Consider the following 18,636-nt stretch of genomic DNA (forward strand, 5'->3'; position numbering starts at 1 on the left):
AGGTTTGAGCCATGAATGTGATGCAGCCCATCGACCGCATCCGCGGAGGCGTTCACGAGAAGGAAAAGCACGAGTCCGGGCACAAGCATGTCTCGGGCACGGCGGAATATATCGACGACATTCCCGAACCCGCCGGGACATTGCACGCCTATCTCGGCCTGTCCGCCCGTGCGCATGCTGAGATCCTGTCGATCGATTTTGCGGAAGTCAGCGCTAGCGCCGGCGTCGTCGGCATTCTGACGGCCGACGACATTCCCGGCGAAAACGATGTCAGCCCCGCGCACAAGCATGACGATCCGGTGTTTGCGACCGGCAAGGTCGAGTTTCATGGGCAGCCGATCTTCGCCGTGATCGCGACGTCACGCGATGCCGCGCGGCGGGCGGCTGCGAAGGTCAAGGTCGACTATCGAGACCTGCCGCATGTCACCGACGTCAAGGAGGCCGCGGCGGCGAACTATCCGCTGGTGATCGATCCGCTCAAGCTTGAACGTGGCGACATCGATGCCGGATTTGCCAAGGCGAAGAACATCGTCCAAGGCGAGATGCGGATCGGTGGCCAGGACCACTTCTACCTGGAGGGCCACATTTCCTTCGCCATCCCCGGCGAAGATGACGAGGTGACCGTCTACGCCTCGACCCAGCATCCGAGCGAGACGCAGCATATGGTCGCCCAGGTATTGGGCGTTCCCTCCAACGCGGTGATCGTCAATGTCCGGCGCATGGGCGGCGGCTTCGGCGGCAAGGAGACGCAGGCAAACCTCTTTGCGGCGGTTGCTGCCATGGCGGCGCGAAAATACCGCCGCGCCGTCAAGATACGCCCCGACCGCGACGACGACATGACGGCGACCGGCAAGCGCCACGATTTCCTTGTCGACTACAGGATCGGCTTCGACGATGACGGCCGGATCGAGGCGGTGGACGCGGTCTTTGCGGCACGCTGCGGCTTTTCGGCCGATCTCTCCGGTCCGGTGACGGACCGCGCGCTTTTCCACGCCGACAACTGCTATTTCTATCCGAACGTTCGGCTGCGTTCGCGGCCGATGAAGACCAATACAGTGTCGAATACCGCCTTTCGCGGTTTCGGCGGACCGCAGGGCATGGTCGGCGGCGAGCGAATGATCGAGGATATCGCCTACACGCTCGGCAAGGATCCGCTCGAGATCCGCAAGCTCAACTTCTACGGTGGCGAGGGGCGCAATCTGACGCCCTATCACCAGACCGTCGAAGACAACATTATCGGGCGGATCATCGAGGAACTCGAAGCCTCGGCGGACTATGCCGCCCGGCGTAAGGCGGTCCTCGCCTTCAACCGCGAGAACCGCGTGATCAAGCGCGGCATCGCGCTGACGCCGGTGAAGTTCGGCATTTCCTTCACCAAGACGGAATACAATCAGGCCGGCGCTCTGGTCCATGTCTACACCGACGGCTCGATCCACCTGAACCATGGCGGAACCGAGATGGGGCAGGGGCTTTACACCAAGGTCGCCCAGGTCGTCGCCGACGAGTTTCAGGTGGATCTCGACCGGATCAAGGTGACCGCGACCTCGACCGGCAAGGTGCCGAACACCTCGGCGACCGCCGCCTCGTCCGGCTCGGACCTGAACGGCATGGCGGCTGCCAATGCGGCCCAGCAGATCAAGGCGAGACTCATCAGCTTTGCGGCGGAACGCTATGGCGTCAGCGAAGCGGATGTCGCCTTCGAGCCGAATGTGGTCAGGATCGGCAACGAACGCATCTCCTTCCCGGAATTCATCAAGACGGCGTACACGGCGCGCGTTCAGCTTTCCGCCGCCGGCTTCTACAAGACCCCGAAGATCCACTGGAACCGCTCCGAAGGCCGCGGCCGTCCGTTCTATTACTACGCCTACGGTGCCTCCTGTTCGGAAGTCAGCGTCGACACGCTGACCGGGGAATACCAGGTCGACCGCACGGACATCATTCACGACGTCGGCAAGTCGCTCAATCCGGCGCTCGATCTCGGTCAGGTCGAAGGCGCTTTCGTGCAGGGCATGGGCTGGCTGACGACGGAAGAACTCTGGTGGGATGCAAAGGGCCGGCTGCGCACCCATGCGCCATCGACCTACAAGATCCCGCTCGCCTCCGACCGGCCGCGTGTCTTCAACGTGCGTCTGGCGGAATGGTCCGTCAACCGGGAGGAGACGATCCGCCGCTCCAAGGCGGTCGGGGAACCGCCCTTCATGTTGGGCATTTCCGTTCTCGAAGCTATATCCATGGCAGCGGCAAGCGTTGCGGGATATCGTATTCCGCCGCGCGTCGACGCTCCGGCGACGCCCGAGCGCGTGCTGATGGCGATTGAGCGGCTGCGCGGGAACGCAGAAACGGAGACCGCGCGGTAGCATTTGATGCGGCGCATGAGTCGGCGCCACGCGTTGTAACGGGATGCACGAGCATGCTTGCGAGCAGAGAGGATATTCGGGATTTTCTGGGTCGTGAGACGGCCTGTGTCCTCGTCGAGGTGGCCGTAGCGGCCGGCTCGACACCGCGCGACACGGATGCCTGGATGCTCGTCTCGAAGGGCCGCACCTTCGCCACGATCGGCGGCGGCCAGCTGGAATATATGGCGATCGATCACGCGCGGAAGCTTCTCCAGGGAGCGAGCGCTGACAACGAACTGACGATCCCGCTCGGCCCCGAGATCGGCCAATGCTGCGGCGGACGCGTAGCGCTTGCCTTCAAACCGGCCGACAAGGAAATCCGTGCAGCCCTTATTGAGCGCAGCGACCGCGAGATCGCCCGCCGGCCGCATGTCTATGTCTTCGGCGCCGGGCACGTCGGCGACGCCCTCGCCATGGCGCTTTCACTGGTGCCTCTGCGAACCATCCTCGTCGATACCCGCGAGCATGAGCTTTCAGCCGTCGATGTTCCCGGCATCGAGACCTGCCTCACGGCGATGCCGGAGGCGGTCGTGCGCGATGCCCCGACGGGAAGCGCCTTCGTCATCCTTACCCATGACCATGCGCTGGATTTCCTGATCGCCGCCGAAGCGCTCGGTCGGAGGGATGCCTGCTACGTCGGCATGATCGGCTCGAAAACCAAGCGTGCCACGTTCAAGAGCTGGCTTTCGCGGGAGATACAGCGTCCCGAGCTCATGGAGAAGCTTGTCTGCCCAATCGGTGGCGCCTCGGTGAAGGACAAACGACCGGCGGTGATTGCAGCGCTCGCGGCCGCCGAAATCATCACTGCGGCGTTGAAGGGCAATCAGAGGCAGGAAGAGATCCCGTCAAGCAGACAGGGAAGACCGATCGGCGCGTGAGGCGCTTCCGTTGGAACCCGCGACCCGTGGCCGTCTGCTCCTACGAATTCCGGGCAAAAAACCGTTACACACTTAACCTTGATTGCTCTCGTCCGCTCCAATCACGCCGGAACGAGGAACGCGACGGCGAAGTCGCGGAGGACGTCTGCGATCGGAACGTGGCGCTGAGGCTCGACGATGTCCCCGGTGAAAAGGTTCCGCAATAGCGTGGGCTCGCGGCCATCGGGCCATGCCAGATAGGTGTCCTGCCATAGGCCGGGAAGGATGGACAGCCTGTGCCCATCGGTATGGCGGAAGACAAGTCGCGGGACCACCGTGATCGCAAAGTCGTTCTCGGTGTGCCGCATGAACGCAGCAGCATGGCGGGAGCCGGGGCCTCGCAGATGCAAGGGCAGATACCCGCCTTTCGTCAACAGGTCCGCGCCTCTGTTTCGGCGATAGTTCAGGCATGTTCCGATCAGCAATTGCTTGCAGTCTTCAAAATCGCTCGTAGTCGGCGTCCGCGGGAGAGTCGAGGGTGAGGGGCGCGGTGAAAATGGCCGGCGATTATCGGGGTCGACGAGGCTGAGGTTGAGACGCTCGCTGCCTTGATAAATATCCGGAATTCCCGGTGCGGTCAGCTTCACCAGGGTTTGCGAGAGGCTGTTTATCAAGCCGGCCCGAATGAAAGGCGTGGCCGTATTCCCGAAGCTCTCGAGAAATGTTCGGGTCCGCAAATCGAGGAGGTCAGAGAGAAACGCCGTCACCGCCCTCTCGTAGTCCTCATCGGGGCACTCCCAGGTCGTCCTCAGTTTTGCTTCCCGGAGCGCCTTTACGGCAAAGCCGCCGATGCGCCCACGCAGAGCCGAAAGTTCCTGTTCGTTGAGAAGAGGCTCGATTGGCCAGATACCAAGCAAGCTCTGGTAGAGGAACTGCTCTACGGAGGTTTCCGGCGCGTCGCCGCTTTGGAGATGGCGGATCCGTTCCGCATTCATATCGTGCCAGTGTGCAACCGAGATGGCCCAGGCATCCGGTGCCTCGCTGATCGTATAGAGACGGGCGCGTGCGTCCTCGCCACGTTTGGTGTCGTGTGTGGACGTTGCCGAGAGGCCGTTCGGCATTTCGCGTGCGCGATCTCGCATCATCTCATGAAAGCGGTCGACGCCGCCCGGCCTCCAAGACGGAGCGGCTCCCACTTCATTCGCAGCGAGATAATCTGTCCTTCTGTAGAAGAAGGTATCCTCGACCGCCTTGGCCATGACGGCGCCACTTAGTTGCTGAAAACGCGTACGAAACTCGGATTGCAGTTCTCGGTTCGCCAGGCCGCCCTTCAGTGCGGCCATGGCAATGGCGATTTCGGTCTCGGCCGTTGGGGCGGCGGCCACCGCTTTCAATTCAATTTCGTCGAGGATTCGATTGTCGCGCTCGGTTGCTCCGCGGTCGCTGACATAGGTCCGGTAGACGTGCAGCGCTGCCATCAACTGGCGAATGGCTTCGGCGCAGCCGTCGGTGTCGTGGGGTGAATCGTCATTGTTCCCGAGGCGGGCGGCAAGTCTCGCGAGCCGCATGACCTCGGCGCTGAAATTATGGCCCAACACTTGCAGCTTGCATTCAAGGACCGCCTTTTTCACCGCCGACCTTCGCGTCCCGCTCAAAAGCCCGGAAGAGGGGTGCTCGTTGGTCAGGAGTTCCGCCAGTCCTGAGATGAACTCGTAGCCCGTGCTCCCCTCAACCGGCCATTCCTGCGGCAGCGTTTCATTCTCCTCCAATATTTTCTCGACGACGAGGTAGGTGCTGTTGCCGACGTGTTGGCGCAAGCGATGAAGGTAGGCTTCGGGATCAGCAAGACCGTCGATGTGATCGACCCGTAATCCGTCAACGAGGCCATGCCTGACCAGATCCAGCGCCAGCCGATGAGTGTCCGCAAAAACCGACGGATGTTCGACTCGCATGCCGATTAGGCCGGCTATCTCAAAGAACCGGCGATAGCTCAGCTGGTGTCGCGCGGATTTCCAGCTTGTGAGCCGCCAGTGCTGTATCTGATGCAGCTGCAGCAAATACGGCTTGTCGGCGGAGAGCCGTTCGAGAAGTTCGTCCAGCTCCGCGGCAACCTGTGGCGTCTCCAACATCGACGAGACTTCGGAATGAAGATCCGCGGTGCCCTTGGGCTCCGCCGCTCCGGCAACTGCGGCAATCCCTTCGAGAGCCGGGTTCGCATCCATGAGAATTAGCGGATAGGTAGCGGGGTTGAGGGGATAGAGCGCATCATAATGTTTCAGCGCCAGACAATTGCGGTTGCGATCGAGTGCGAGCCGGACATTGCCGGCGGCTAGCTCTTCCTCAAAAGACTGTCCCAGGAAAGGCAAGGTGAGAGGCTCCCGCCAGTCGATGTCGAAATAACCGGCATATGCGCTGGAGCGGCCCGATTCGATGACACTGTGCCACCACGTATTCTCGAGACTGGCGGCCATATGGTTCGGAACGATGTCGAGAATGATCCCGAGTCCTTCGGCTCTGAGTTGGCTGACCAGCCGCAAAAATCCCTCTCGACCGCCGAGAGCGGTGTCGATCTCGTTAAAATCGACAACATCGTAGCCATGCGTCGAGCCACGCACCGCCGAAAATATCGGCGAGGCGTAAAGATGGGATATGCCGAGCCGGACGAGATGTGGAACCAGTTCCACGGCCTTCGCGAAATCCATCCCGTTTCGAAATTGCAGGCGATAGGTTGCTTTGAGCGGTTGCATGGCGGGGCTGATTTAATCCTGGAAAGATCCAACACTACTCATCGCCCTTTGTTCCGCGGCCATGCGACAGGAACAGCATTTCCACGACCTGTGACAGCCACCCCCCCGCCCGGATGCGAAGCTTGGTCTGGAAGTCTGCTTTTCTTGGAACTGCTCCGGCGCCGACGATCCGCTGCCGGACTCCCCACGGAGGCGCTTGGCTAAGCCGAAATTGTTAGATTCACGGCGGTTCGCATGAGGATAAACTAGCCCATTCGGGGACGTATTTCTTTGTTTCACTTGGTGTTAAATTGTTCGCTGCGGATTTTTCCATATTGCCGTTTCGTTCAATACTTTGTGATAGCTTTGCCAGTGTGCTTGTATCTAGGGCGAGGCACGTCAAAGACATAACGGAAGCTTTGAGACTAGGTGCAAGTCAAGCTCGATCGGCTCGCAATGCAGGCACTTTCTGGGCAAACGCTTGCTTTTATTCTGTCGCGCCTGCGGTGGATGGGAGCCCGCTAATCTGACGGTTGGAGAAGATCGTGAAAACAAGGAGGGTGCAATGAACAGGCTGAGACGCATTCTTACTCTTTCGACGGCTCTGGCATTGGTGGCAACATTATCGATCCCATTTGCTACGGGAATCGCGATCGCCGATTACGCGGATGACGGTGGTGGCTACGGTGACGGTGACGGCGGCGGCGATGGCGATGGCGATGGCGGCGGCGATGGCGATGGCGATGGCGATGGCGGCGGCGACGGGGATGGTGACGGCGATGGGGACGGCGACGGCGACGGCGATGGGGACGGCGACGGTGATGGTGGCGGCGGCGGCGGCCACGGCCCGCATGGCAACAACGGATACGGTAACGGCGGCGGTGACGGCGTTCCCGGCAATTCCGGCAAGACCGATGCTAATCGTTAACATGTAGAATATGTGAGGGCGGCCGCCTTGCAGGAGAGCCGCCCTCCTTGCGTTTTGGAAGCGAACGGGAAGCGGACGAGTACGAAGCGAATTATACCCGCTCCGGCCTTCCTGACATGCTTTGACCGTGGCTGAAGCGGGCGAGATGCGGTTAGGCACCTCAGGCGAGCATCTTGCCGATCAGTCTCTGACAGCGCTCGGCCATGAAGTCGATCATCAGCCGGACCTTCGGGTCCTGGAAGCGTTTGTGGGGATAGATCGCGGCAAGCTGCGCCCCCAGGGGCGGCGTATCCTGCAGGACGGGGATGAGCGAGCCCTCGTTGATGAACTGCTTCACCTCGAACAGCGGTTTGTTGATGATGCCGTGGCCATCGAGCGCCCATTGGGTCAGCACGTCGCCGTCGTCTGAATCATAGGGGCCGGTTACCTCGAGCTTGCGCACACCGTCGGCCGTCTGCAACGTCCAATAATATTCCTTTGAACCGGGATAGCGTAGCAGCAGACAATCGTGATGCTCGGTGATGAGGTCATCGGGCGTTGCAGGTATGCCGCGCTGCGCAAAATAGGCAGGCGCACCGCAGATCACCCGGTCGCAATTCATGATCCCGCGCATGCGCAGGTTCGAATCCTCGAGGATGCCGAGCTTGAACGCCACGTCCACTCCTTCGCTTAAGATGTCGACGTTGTGGTCCGAGAGGCGAAGGCGCACCTCGATATCCGGGTACTTGTCGTGGAACTCCGGAATGCCGGAGGCAATCAGCCGGCGGCCGATCCCGAGCGGCGCCGTAATCCGAAGCGCACCCTTGGGATTGCGCGAAAGATCGGCGATCGCGCTTTCGGCTTCGTTCACCGCTTCGAGAATTTTGACGGCGCCGTCGTAGAAGACACGGCCGTGCTCGGTGGGTGTCAGCTTGCGGGTCGTGCGGTTGAAAAGGCGAACGCCCATATGCCGCTCCAACTCCTTGATGCGGTTGCTGGCAACCGCAGGCGTCACGCGCTGGTCGCGTCCTGCCGCCGACAGCGTTCCGAGTTCTACGACACGCACGAAAACGCGCACATTATCGAGATAAGACATGCCTCCCGCCTATGCTCCTCCAATGCCGACCGGTGCGTTTCAGCGCACTAAAGGTCGTTTTAACACTTTGAATTTCTGCATAGTTTTATTCCCAAATCGACTCCGAATTGACGAGCCATGCAGTAAAGCATCCGCGCTCCTTCGATTTTATAGTTTTTTTTGAAAGAGTTGGTGGTCGCGCGGCGTTCTCCCCTGCCCAAGCAATGACACATAATGCCGCCCAGAAAAATGGGAGAGCTGCATGTATGAATTTGCCATTGCCTGGGACTGGCTGACATTTGCCGTGAGATGGCTGCATGTCATCACCGGCATCGCCTGGATCGGTTCGTCCTTTTATTTCGTTGCGCTTGATCTGGGCCTGAGGCAGCGGGAGGATCTGCCGGTCGGCGCCTATGGCGAGGAATGGCAGGTTCACGGCGGCGGCTTCTATCACATCCAGAAATACCTGGTTGCGCCGGAAAACATGCCCGAGCATCTGATCTGGTTCAAATGGGAGTCCTACGTCACCTGGCTTTCCGGCTTCGGCATGCTGGCGCTCGTCTATTATGCCGGCGCCGACCTCTACCTGATCGATCCGAACGTGCTCGACGTTTCAAAGCCGGCAGCGATCGCCATTTCGCTCGCCTCGCTTGCCTTCGGCTGGCTCGCCTATGACACGGTCTGCCGCTCGCCGCTCGGCAACGACAACACCCGGCTGATGGTACTGCTCTATTTCGTGCTCGTTGCCGTCGCCTGGGGCTACACCCAGCTCTTCACCGGCCGCGCCGCCTACCTGCATCTCGGCGCCTTCACGGCGACCATCATGTCGGCTAACGTGTTCTTCATCATCATTCCTAACCAGAAGAAGGTCGTTGCCGACCTGATCGCCGGGCGGACGCCTGACCCGAAGCTCGGCAAGCAGGCAAAGCAGCGCTCGACCCACAACAACTATCTAACGCTGCCCGTCCTGTTCCTGATGCTGTCGAACCACTATCCGCTGGCCTTCGGCACTCAGTACAACTGGATCATCGCCTCGCTCGTCTTCCTCATGGGGGTCACGATCCGCCACTGGTTCAACACCCGGCACGCCCGCAAGGGCAGCCCGAGTTGGACATGGCTTGTCACCACGCTGCTCTTTATCGTCATCATGTGGCTTTCAACGGTGCCCAAGGTTCTTTCGGAGGGTGGTGAGGCCAGGGCCTCGACAGCCGAAGAGACCGTGGTCGCGTCGGCTGACTTCGAAAAGGTGCGCGATACCGTGCTCGGCCGCTGTTCAATGTGCCATGCCAAGGAGCCTGGCTGGGAGGGGCTGATCGTGCCGCCGAAGGGCGTCGTCCTCGAGAACGACGGCGACATCGTCGCGCATGCCCGCGAGATCTATCTTCAAGCCGGGCGTTCGCACGCCATGCCGCCTGCCAATGTCACCGGCGTTACCGATGAGGAACGCCGCCTGCTGGTCTCCTGGTACGAGACGGCAGTGGAGGAAGGAAAGATTCAATGAATGAGTTGCTGATCCGCGGCCGGGTGTTGACCTTCGTCAAGGAACCCGAGGGTATCGACGACAACGCCTCCTATCGTTTTTTCGGGGACGGCGCCGTGCTGGTCCGGAACGGCAAGGTAGCAGGTATCGGTGCTCATGCTGATGTCGCGAAGCAGGCCCGCGAGGGGGTGAAGGTCGCCGATCATCGTCCCAATCTCGTGCTGCCCGGTCTCATCGATACGCATCTGCACTTTCCGCAGACGCAGGCGATCGCCTCCTATGGCGCGCAGCTTCTGGAGTGGCTGAACACCTATATCTTCGTCGAAGAGCAGAAGTTCAAAGCGCCTGAGCACGCCGCGTTCGTGGCTGGCCGTTTCATGGACGAATTGCTCGCCAACGGCACCACGACGGCGGTCGCCTATTGCTCCGTGCATCCGGAGAGCGTCGACGCCTTCTTCGCGGCAGCCGAGGCGCGTAACATGCTGATGGTCGGCGGCAAGGTGATGATGGACCGCAACGCACCGGACGCACTGCGCGACACACCGCAAAAGGGCTATGACGAGACGAAGCATCTGATCGGCAAATGGCACCGCCGCGGTCGCGCGCATTACGCGATCAGCCCGCGTTTCGCCATCACCTCGACGCCCGAACAGATGGAAATGAGCCGGGCGCTCGTGGCGGAACATCCAGACTGCTACGTCCAGACCCACCTTTCAGAAAACAAGGACGAGATCGTCTTCGCGACTTCGCTCTATCCGGAGGCGAAGGACTACACGGATATCTATGCGCGCTATGATCTTCTCGGTCGCCGGACGCTGCTCGGTCATTGCATCTATTTGAGCGATCGCGAAATATCGGTGCTGGCAGAGACCGGAGCGGTCGGCGTGTTCTGCCCGACGTCCAATCTCTTCCTCGGCAGCGGACTGTTTGACCGCGATCGCTTCGACCGACTCGGCGCCCGCCATTCGGTCGCGACCGATGTCGGCGCCGGAACGAGCTTCTCGATGCTGGAGACCATGGACGAGGCCTACAAAGTGCTGCACCTCCAGGGCCAGCGGCTTTCGCCGCTCAACTCGTTCTACATGATGACCCTGGGTAACGCCCGCGCGCTCGAACTCGAACATTCGATCGGTTCGCTTCATGTCGGCGCGGACGCCGATATAGTCGTTCTCGACAGCCGCGCGAAGCCGGCGATGGAACTGCGTATGCAGGTGGCATCGTCATTGCTCGAGGAGCTTTTCATCCTGCAGACGATGGGCGACGACCGCTCGGTGGCGGAAGTCTATGTCGCGGGCAGACCGATGAAGCGCACCGCGCGAAGCACGCCCGTGACCGCGCTTTCGGCAAGAACGGTTGAAACGGCCTAATCTCGCATGCTCAAAACGACCGCGCCGGCCGGGACCCCATGTTCCGGCCGGCTACAGTTCTTCCGGCCGCCTACCACCCATCGCACGCGTCAACGCGTCGGCGGTTTCTCTGACCATTGGTCCAAGGGTGGCGAGCTTTTCGTCGGTTACCCGGACCGAGGGGCCGGAGATCGATATGCCGGCGATCGTCTCGCCATATTCGTTGAAGATCGGTGCCGCGACGCAGCGCATGCCAAGCGTATGTTCCTCATCGTCAATCGACCAGCCGCGCAGCCGTATTTCCTGAATGTCCCGCAACAGGCCGGGCAGCGTATCGCGTGTCTTTTCCGTAAAATGCGTGAGCGTTCGGCCTGACATCAACTGGCCGATATCCTTGTCGGACCACGTCGACAGGATTGCCTTGCCGATGCCCGAAGCGTGGACCGGACCACGCCGTCCCGGCCGGAAGAAAGCCCGCATCGGTGCATGGCTTTCGACCTGGGAGATGAAAACGACATCGCCGCCTTCCTCGATACCGATATTGGCTGTCTCGCCGCTGGCCTCCATCAACTGCTTCAGGAACGGGCGGCTGATCGTCCCGAGCTTGCGGAAGCGCAGAAAGGCATTGCCGATTTCGAAGGCCTTGAGGCCGATGGTCCAGACACCCGTATCGCTGTCGCTCATGACCATGCCGTGGGAGGCAAGCGAGGTAAGCAGCCGGTGCACGGTCGAGGGCGCCATGCCGGTGCGCTCCGAAAGCGAGGTCAGCGTCGAGTCGTCGTTTTCGGCAACGATCGCCAGGAGCGCCAGGCTGCGATCCAGCACTTGCACGGAGGAAGGCGCGGCATTCTCTCCGGCCTTGCGACCGCGCTTTCCCTTGCCTGTCGCCTCCATGAACCATTCTCCAAATCAGTTGCTTTCGGTCCATCTTCCTCTACCGCGATTGCTTTCGATTTTCTCCTTTTTGTTGAAAATGTTTATTTCCATATAATGGAAGTCATTTCCATTTTTATGTTGATGAAATCGGCAAATGGATTATCGTCCTATCTCAAACAGGAGGAGTTCCCATGGCCAAGATGCGTGCTGTCGACGCGGCGGTTTATGTTCTGGAGAAAGAAGGGATCGATTGCGCCTTCGGTGTTCCGGGTGCCGCCATCAACCCGTTCTATTCGGCCTTGAAGGCCCGCGGGTCGATCCGTCACATTCTCGCCCGTCACGTGGAAGGCGCCTCGCATATGGCGGAAGGCTATACGCGCGCCAGACACGGCAACATCGGCGTCTGCATCGGAACCTCGGGGCCGGCGGGCACGGACATGATCACCGGCCTCTATTCGGCCTCTGCCGACTCGATCCCGATCCTCTGCATCACCGGTCAGGCGCCGCGCGCCCGCCTCGACAAGGAGGATTTCCAAGCCGTCGACATCGCTTCGATCGCCGGGCCCGTCACGAAATCGGCGGTTACGGTCATGGAACCGGCCCTGGTTCCGTTCGTGTTCCAGAAGGCGTTCCACCTGATGCGCTCCGGCCGACCGGGTCCGGTTCTCATCGACCTGCCGGTCGACGTTCAACTCGCCGAGATCGAGTTCGACCCGGAAACCTATTCGCCACTGGAGCCCTATAAGCCATCGGCCACCCGCGCGCAGGCCGAGAAGGCGATCGCGATGCTGAACGAGGCGGAGCGGCCGCTGATCGTCGCGGGTGGCGGCATCATCAATGCCGACGCCTCGGATCTTCTCGTCGAGTTCGCCGAGATCACCGGCATTCCGGTCATTCCGACATTGATGGGCTGGGGAACCATTCCGGACGACCACCCGCTGATGGCCGGCATGTGCGGACTGCAGACCTCGCACCGCTACGGCAACGCGACGTTGCTCGCCTCCGATTTCGTGCTCGGCGTCGGCAATCGCTGGGCCAACCGCCACACCGGCAACATTCCGACCTATACGGAAGGACGCAAGTTCATCCATGTCGATATCGAACCGACCCAGATCGGCCGCGTCTTTGCCCCGGATTTCGGCATCGTTTCGGATGCGGGTGCCGCGCTCAAGCTTTTCCTCGACGTTGCGACGGAATGGAAGACCGCCGGCAAATTGCGCGATTGGTCGGATTGGGCGGAAGAGTGCCGCGAGCGCAGGCGCACGATGCTGCGAAAGACCCACTTTGACCAGACGCCGCTGAAACCTCAGAGGGTCTACGAGGAAATGAACAGGGCCTTCGGCCGCGACACCTGCTACGTCTCGACGATCGGTTTGAGCCAGATCGCCGGCGCGCAGTTCCTGCATGTCTACAAGCCGCGCAACTGGATCAATTGCGGCCAGGCCGGCCCGCTCGGCTGGACGCTGCCCGCGGCGCTCGGCGTCAGGGCCGCCGATCCCGACCGGCCGATCGTCGCTCTTTCCGGCGACTATGATTTCCAGTTCCTGATCGAGGAGCTGGCCGTCGGGGCGCAACACAAGCTGCCCTATCTTCATGTGGTCGTGAACAATTCCTATCTCGGCCTCATCCGCCAGGCGCAGCGCGGCTTCAACATGGATTTCGAGGTGAGCCTCGCCTTCGACAACATCAATGCCGACGGCGATGCGGAGAAAGGCTACGGCGTCGACCATGTCGCGGTCGCCGAAGGCCTCGGCTGCAAGGCGATCCGGGTCCGCAGCCCCAATGAATTCGCCGAAGCTTTCGATCGGGCGCGCGCGCTGATGGACGAGCACCGGGTCCCTGTTGTCATCGAGTTCATCCTCGAGCGCGTGACGAACATCGCCATGGGCGCCGACATCAACGCTGTCGTCGAGTTCGAGGAACTCGCCGCGCGCGGTGAGGATGTGCCGACGGCGATCGTCGCCCTTCTCGACTGAAAATCATCAGGGCGGGACAAGGAGAAGTGTGTGCGGGTTTTCGCCCGCGTCCCGCTCCAACTTCCAGGAGGAGTAATCGCATGCCGAGATTCGCTGCGAACCTGACCATGCTGTTCAACGAGGCGCCGTTCCTCGACCGCTTTTCGCTTGCCGCCAAGGCGGGCTTCGAAGGGGTTGAATATCTCTTCCCCTATGAATTCGAGAAAATGGCGCTGCGCGCCGCGCTCGACCGCAACGGCCTGACCCAGGTTCTGCACAACCTGCCTGCCGGCGACTGGGCCTGCGGCGAGCGCGGCATCGCTATCCTTCCCGATCGCATCGACGAATTCCGCAAGGGTGTTGCAAGTGCTATCGACTACGCGACCGCGCTCGATTGCAAACAGGTCAATTGCCTCGTGGGGATCGCGCCGGACGGCGTTTCCGATACGATCCTGCGCACGACGCTTGTCGCGAACCTGCGACTGGCGGCAACCGAGCTCGGCAAGCACGGCATCCGCCTCTTGATCGAACCGATCAACCGCTTCGACATTCCGGGCTTCTATCTCAATACGGTCGAGCAGGCGGCCTCGATCATCGACGAGGTCGGCAGCGATAATCTCTTCGTCCAGTACGACCTTTACCACCAGCAGCGCACGCAAGGGGAGCTGATCGGCACCTACAGGCGCTTCGCCGACCGGATCGCTCACGTCCAGCTTGCCGACAATCCAGGCCGCAACGAACCGGGCACGGGCGAGATCAACTACCCCCATGTCTTCGATGCGCTGGAAGCGGCGGGTTACGACGGCTGGATCGGTTGCGAATACAAGCCGTTGACAACGACGGCCGAGGGGCTGGGCTGGCTTGGCGCCGAGCGCAAGCAATCCGCAGACATCATCAAAATCAGGAGCTAAGCACGATGGCATCTATCGGTTTCATTGGACTGGGTATCATGGGCACGCCGATGGCGCGCCACCTGCAGGATGCCGGGTATACGATCGTCACGTCGAAATTCGTCATCCCGCCGCGCAAGGAACTCGTCGACAACGGCCTTGAAATCGTCGAGACGCCGAAGGCGCTCGCAGAGACGGTCGACACGATCATCCTGATGCTGCCGGACACGCCGGAAGTGAAGGATGTTCTCTTCGGTGAGAACGGCGTTTTTTACGGCCTTGGCAAGGGCAAGCTCGTCGTCGACATGAGCTCGATCTCGCCGATCGAAACGAAGGAATTCGCAAGGAAGGTCCGTGAAACAGGCGCCGAATATATCGACGCGCCGGTTTCCGGCGGCGAGGTCGGCGCGAAGAACGCTTCGCTCAGCATCATGGCCGGCGGCACGCAGGAATCCTTCGACCGCGCCCTGCCGCTCTTCAAGCTGATGGGCAAGAACATCACGCTTGTCGGCGATTGCGGCGACGGCCAAGTCACCAAGGTTGCCAACCAGATCATCGTAGCACTGACGATCGAGGCGGTCTCCGAGGCGCTGGTTTTCGCGTCCAAGGCCGGTGCCGATCCGGCGCGGGTGCGTGAGGCGTTGATGGGCGGTTTTGCTTCGTCGCGCATTCTCGAGGTCCATGGCGACCGGATGATCAAGCGCACATTCGATCCGGGCTTCCGCATTTCGCTGCATCAGAAGGATCTGAATCTGGCGCTGCAGGGCGCAAAGAGCCTCGGCATCTCGCTGCCAAACACGGCGGCCACGCAGGAGCTCTTCAACAATTGCGCCGCCAACGGCGACAGCGGGCTCGACCATTCCGGTCTCGTCCGGGCGCTGGAGCGGATGGCCAACCACCAGGTTGCCTAATCCGCAGGGCGGCGGTGAGGAGGCCGCCGCCCTTCACTTTCAGGGAGACACAACGTGGTACCGATCGCCGATCCGCGAACCTTTCTCGAAATGCTGTTCATGTCGGCCGTTACCGCCGCCGATCCCGCTCGCGTCATCGCCTCGAATCTGCCGGAAAAGCCGAAGGGGCGAACCGTTGTCGTCGGGGCAGGGAAGGGTGCGGCGCAAATGGCGCGGGCCTTCGAAAAGCTTTGGGATGGTCCGCTGGGTGGCGCCGTCGTCACCCGTTATGGCTTCGGCGTTCATTGCGAGCGCATCGAGGTGTTGGAGGCTGCTCATCCCGTGCCGGACGAAAGCGGGCTGCACGCCTCGAAACGCCTTCTCGCCGACGTTGAAGGTCTGACGAAGGACGACCTGGTGGTGGCGCTTGTCTGCGGCGGCGGCTCCGCGCTTTTGCCTTCGCCACCGTCCGGCCTCTCGCTGCAGGATGAAATCGCCGTCAACCGCGCCTTGCTTGCGTCCGGCGCGCCGATCAGCGCGATGAACTGCGTGCGCAAGCATGTGTCGACGATCAAGGGTGGCAGGCTCGCGGCGGCAGCCTATCCCGCGAAAGTCGTTTCGCTTGTGGTCTCGGATATTCCGGGCGACGACCCGGCGCTCGTTGCCTCCGGTCCGACGATCGCCGACGAGGGCACGCGCGACGACGCGTTGAACGTCATCGAGCGCTACGGGCTGTCATTGCCGGAGAAGGTCATGCAGTGGCTGGCGACGGATGCCGCGGACGCGCCCAAACCGTCCGATCCGAAGTTTGCCCGAAACGAAGTGCGCCTGATCGCCTCGGCTACAGTCTCGCTCGGAGCCGCCGCCGCCCGCGCCCGCGAAGCCGGGATCGAGGCAATCATTCTGTCCGACGCGATCGAAGGTGAGGCGCGTGAGGTCGGGCGCGTCCATGCGGCGATCGCGCGTGAGGTGGCTCAGCGCGGCCGGCCGTTCTCCAAACCTGTCGTGGTCCTTTCAGGCGGTGAAACGACCGTAACGATCAAGGGGCAAGGAAGGGGCGGCCGCAACAGCGAATTTCTCCTGTCGCTGGCACTCGCCATCGACGGGGTTCAAGGCGTTTCGGCGCTTGCCGCCGATACCGACGGGATCGACGGCTCGGAAGACAATGCCGGTGCCTTTGCCGACAGTACGACGATTGCCCGGCTTCGCGGACAACGGCTGGACCCGGCGGCTCTGCTTCAACGCAACGATAGCTGGACGGCGTTCGATGCGCTCGGCGATATCTTTAAACCGGGACCGACAGGCACCAATGTCAACGACTTTCGGGCTATCCTCGTGCAGTGACTGACGGGGCGAACCCCGCCGGCCTTTGCGCGTCCGATAGGACGCGCAGGCGCCGGCACGTCGTTGCAGGGGTTTATTCGGCGTTGATCGCGATGCGCTTGGACTTGTTCTGGCTCTGCTCCGTTTTCGGAAGCGTGACGCTCAGTACGCCGTTCTTGAAGGTCGCTTTGACCTGGCCCTCGTCGATGTCGTATCCCAGCGGAATGCGCCGTTCAAAGCGGCCGTAGTAGCGCTCGGAGAACTGATTTTCCTTGTCTTCGCTCTCGGCGCGTTTTTCGCCTCGCAGCGTCAGGACGCCCTCGGCGAGGGACAGATCGACATCCTTCTCTTCGAGCCCGGGCAATTCCGCCGTTACCCTGATCTCCTTGTCGCGGTCGGTGACTTCGACATTGGGCCAACCCGCGCCGAAGGCCGGGTGGTTCGAGAACGAAAGCGGCATGCGCTGATCGAAATTGCGGAAGACATCATCGAACAGTCGATTCATTTCCCGGTGAAGCATCAGGAACGGATCGCGGTCGCCATCGCGATAGGACGTCGGGACGCGCTCCTGGGCGCGGCCCCATGGAATGAGATCACGTACGTTCATTTGTCAGCTCCTTTTTCGTTTGTCGCCGTCAGCCGAAACACCGGGGTCGGCCGGCGTTTCGGCGATCTTCCTCATAGGGCGGTCGTTCGGCGCGCTATGCGGCCTGCTTGCCACCTTCGGCCCGCTCGTGGTCCTCGATCGGGGGCAGGGCCTTGGCCTGCTGAATCTCGATCCGGCGCGGCTTCATCTGCTCGGGCAGCTCACGGACGAGATCGATTGCCAACAGGCCGTTGGCGAGATTGGCACCCGTGACCGTCACATAGTCAGCCAATTGGAATCGGCGATCGAAGTTGCGGCCCGCTATGCCGCGATAGAGGTATTCCGCCTTGTCCTCTCCGGCTTTTTCGCCGCGCACGACAAGCAACTGCGGCTCGTGCATGATGGAGATTTCTTCGGGCGTGAAACCGGCGACCGACATCATGACGCGATAGTGGTTATCGCCGACGCGCATGATGTCGTAGGGCGGCCAATTGTCAGCTGGCGCCAATCGACTTGCTGCGTCGAGCAGGTCGAAAACATGGTCAAACCCCACGCTGGACCGGGAGAGGGGAGAAAAGTCGAGTGTTGTTCTCATAGCCATATCCTCCTTGAGCAACATGGACGATGAGGAGCGCCGAAGAGAGCGGTGCTCCTCGACTGCGAGCCCCGGAAAAGGCGGCTCGCACCTCCGATTTAGGTACTTCCGCAGCGGTTTCAAGGGGCTGCGCGAGCTGCAGCCGCGTTATCGACGGCCGAATGGAAAGTTAGAGGCAAGCCATTGTAAAACCTTGTGAAATTTCAATGTCGATTCGACTTGATTTTCTGAAATCGGCGCCAATATCTGTGTGGGATCTTTGTAAGCGATCCATTGGTGGCGTGTGAAAGGAGGAAAAAATGCTTCTCAATGAGATTCCCTGGACAATTCCCCTCACAGTACGTCTTTCAAGTGGCATCACGCATACCTTCAACTCCGTATATGAAGCTCTGGACTTCCTCGAAAACGAGTGGCCGCTACGCAAGGGCCAGCGTTACGAGCGGGCGGTGCGCACCTGCCGCGGCGCGCTTAACCGGATGACGCCTGCCGCGGTTGCCCGAGAGGCCTTCGTGGCTGCCTGCCTTGAAGCGGGAATACCGATTGTGATGACCGGCCATCCAGCGCGTCAGCAAGCGGCTGAACCCAAAACGACCCGGAGTGCATGAGCCTGTGCATGATGAGGGCGGCCTTTGCATGACACCTTTGCATGACAAGGGCCGACGCACCCGTCCACCGATCGGAACGGATGATCGGTGGACGGGTGCAAAGCCTTGCGAAAAGTGCCGCGCTTGATG

At 61.2% G+C, this 18,636-nt stretch carries 15 protein-coding genes; 10 read left to right on the forward strand and 5 right to left on the reverse strand.

What is annotated here, in order from left to right:
* Nucleotides 1-11 precede the first annotated feature (11 nt).
* Nucleotides 12-2,357 carry a xanthine dehydrogenase molybdopterin binding subunit gene (xdhB, locus tag ILFOPFJJ_RS20030; protein WP_173512306.1) on the forward strand — a complete coding sequence of 782 codons (2,346 nt, stop codon included), beginning with the start codon at nucleotides 12-14 and terminating at the stop codon, nucleotides 2,355-2,357.
* Between the two features lie 53 nt (nucleotides 2,358-2,410).
* A complete protein-coding gene (xdhC, locus tag ILFOPFJJ_RS20035; RefSeq protein ID WP_173512307.1) occupies nucleotides 2,411-3,274 on the forward strand; it encodes a xanthine dehydrogenase accessory protein XdhC in 864 nt (287 codons plus the stop codon).
* A gap of 101 nt (nucleotides 3,275-3,375) precedes the next feature.
* On the opposite strand, the gene ILFOPFJJ_RS20040 is transcribed toward xdhC, so the two are convergent.
* Nucleotides 3,376-6,000 carry a malto-oligosyltrehalose synthase gene (locus ILFOPFJJ_RS20040; protein WP_173512308.1) on the reverse strand — a complete coding sequence of 875 codons (2,625 nt, stop codon included), beginning with the start codon at nucleotides 5,998-6,000 and terminating at the stop codon, nucleotides 3,376-3,378.
* Between the two features lie 544 nt (nucleotides 6,001-6,544).
* Here ILFOPFJJ_RS20040 and ILFOPFJJ_RS20045 point away from each other — a divergent pair.
* Nucleotides 6,545-6,907 carry a hypothetical protein gene (locus ILFOPFJJ_RS20045; RefSeq protein WP_173512309.1) on the forward strand — a complete coding sequence of 121 codons (363 nt, stop codon included), beginning with the start codon at nucleotides 6,545-6,547 and terminating at the stop codon, nucleotides 6,905-6,907.
* Between the two features lie 160 nt (nucleotides 6,908-7,067).
* Here ILFOPFJJ_RS20045 and ILFOPFJJ_RS20050 read toward each other — a convergent pair whose 3' ends face one another.
* Entirely contained in the window at nucleotides 7,068-7,982 is a 915-nt protein-coding gene (locus ILFOPFJJ_RS20050; protein WP_173512310.1) for a LysR family transcriptional regulator, read from the reverse strand.
* 241 nt (nucleotides 7,983-8,223) lie between these two features.
* Here ILFOPFJJ_RS20050 and ILFOPFJJ_RS20055 point away from each other — a divergent pair, with 241 nt between their 5' ends.
* Nucleotides 8,224-9,462: a urate hydroxylase PuuD gene (locus ILFOPFJJ_RS20055; RefSeq protein ID WP_173512311.1), complete on the forward strand. Its 1,239-nt coding sequence runs from the start codon at nucleotides 8,224-8,226 to the stop codon at nucleotides 9,460-9,462.
* Nucleotides 9,459-10,808, forward strand: a complete 1,350-nt coding sequence (gene guaD, locus ILFOPFJJ_RS20060) for a guanine deaminase (protein ID WP_173512312.1) — start codon at nucleotides 9,459-9,461, stop codon at nucleotides 10,806-10,808. Before ILFOPFJJ_RS20055 ends, guaD begins: the two co-directional genes overlap by 4 nt.
* A 51-nt stretch (nucleotides 10,809-10,859) precedes the next feature.
* Here guaD and ILFOPFJJ_RS20065 read toward each other — a convergent pair whose 3' ends face one another.
* Complete coding sequence (locus ILFOPFJJ_RS20065) at nucleotides 10,860-11,681, reverse strand: IclR family transcriptional regulator (protein WP_173512313.1); 822 nt, start codon at nucleotides 11,679-11,681, stop codon at nucleotides 10,860-10,862.
* Nucleotides 11,682-11,854: 173 nt separating this feature from the next.
* Between ILFOPFJJ_RS20065 and gcl the strand changes: the two genes are divergently transcribed.
* The 4 genes from gcl (at nucleotide 11,855) to ILFOPFJJ_RS20085 (ending at nucleotide 16,742) form a co-directional block, all read left to right on the forward strand.
* Nucleotides 11,855-13,639: a glyoxylate carboligase gene (gene gcl / locus ILFOPFJJ_RS20070; RefSeq protein WP_173512314.1), complete on the forward strand. Its 1,785-nt coding sequence runs from the start codon at nucleotides 11,855-11,857 to the stop codon at nucleotides 13,637-13,639.
* 80 nt (nucleotides 13,640-13,719) lie between these two features.
* Entirely contained in the window at nucleotides 13,720-14,529 is an 810-nt protein-coding gene (hyi, locus tag ILFOPFJJ_RS20075) for a hydroxypyruvate isomerase (RefSeq protein ID WP_173512315.1), read from the forward strand.
* 5 nt (nucleotides 14,530-14,534) lie between these two features.
* Nucleotides 14,535-15,419 (forward strand): 2-hydroxy-3-oxopropionate reductase, encoded by an 885-nt coding sequence (locus tag ILFOPFJJ_RS20080; protein ID WP_173512316.1) that lies wholly within the window; start codon nucleotides 14,535-14,537, stop codon nucleotides 15,417-15,419.
* Between the two features lie 54 nt (nucleotides 15,420-15,473).
* Entirely contained in the window at nucleotides 15,474-16,742 is a 1,269-nt protein-coding gene (locus tag ILFOPFJJ_RS20085; RefSeq protein ID WP_173512317.1) for a glycerate kinase type-2 family protein, read from the forward strand.
* 73 nt (nucleotides 16,743-16,815) lie between these two features.
* On the opposite strand, the gene ILFOPFJJ_RS20090 is transcribed toward ILFOPFJJ_RS20085, so the two are convergent.
* Both ILFOPFJJ_RS20090 and ILFOPFJJ_RS20095 read right to left on the reverse strand, forming a co-directional pair.
* Nucleotides 16,816-17,328 (reverse strand): Hsp20/alpha crystallin family protein, encoded by a 513-nt coding sequence (locus ILFOPFJJ_RS20090; RefSeq protein WP_173512318.1) that lies wholly within the window; start codon nucleotides 17,326-17,328, stop codon nucleotides 16,816-16,818.
* Between the two features lie 94 nt (nucleotides 17,329-17,422).
* The gene (locus ILFOPFJJ_RS20095; protein ID WP_173512319.1) at nucleotides 17,423-17,902 is read right to left on the reverse strand and encodes an Hsp20 family protein; all 480 of its coding nucleotides are present in this window, start codon (nucleotides 17,900-17,902) and stop codon (nucleotides 17,423-17,425) included.
* 299 nt (nucleotides 17,903-18,201) lie between these two features.
* Here ILFOPFJJ_RS20095 and ILFOPFJJ_RS20100 point away from each other — a divergent pair, with 299 nt between their 5' ends.
* The gene (locus ILFOPFJJ_RS20100; protein ID WP_173512320.1) at nucleotides 18,202-18,507 is read left to right on the forward strand and encodes a DUF982 domain-containing protein; all 306 of its coding nucleotides are present in this window, start codon (nucleotides 18,202-18,204) and stop codon (nucleotides 18,505-18,507) included.
* Nucleotides 18,508-18,636 lie beyond the last annotated feature (129 nt).

The sequence above is a fragment of the Sinorhizobium psoraleae genome, assembly GCF_013283645.1.
Taxonomy (GTDB): Bacteria; Pseudomonadota; Alphaproteobacteria; order Rhizobiales; family Rhizobiaceae; genus Sinorhizobium; species Sinorhizobium psoraleae.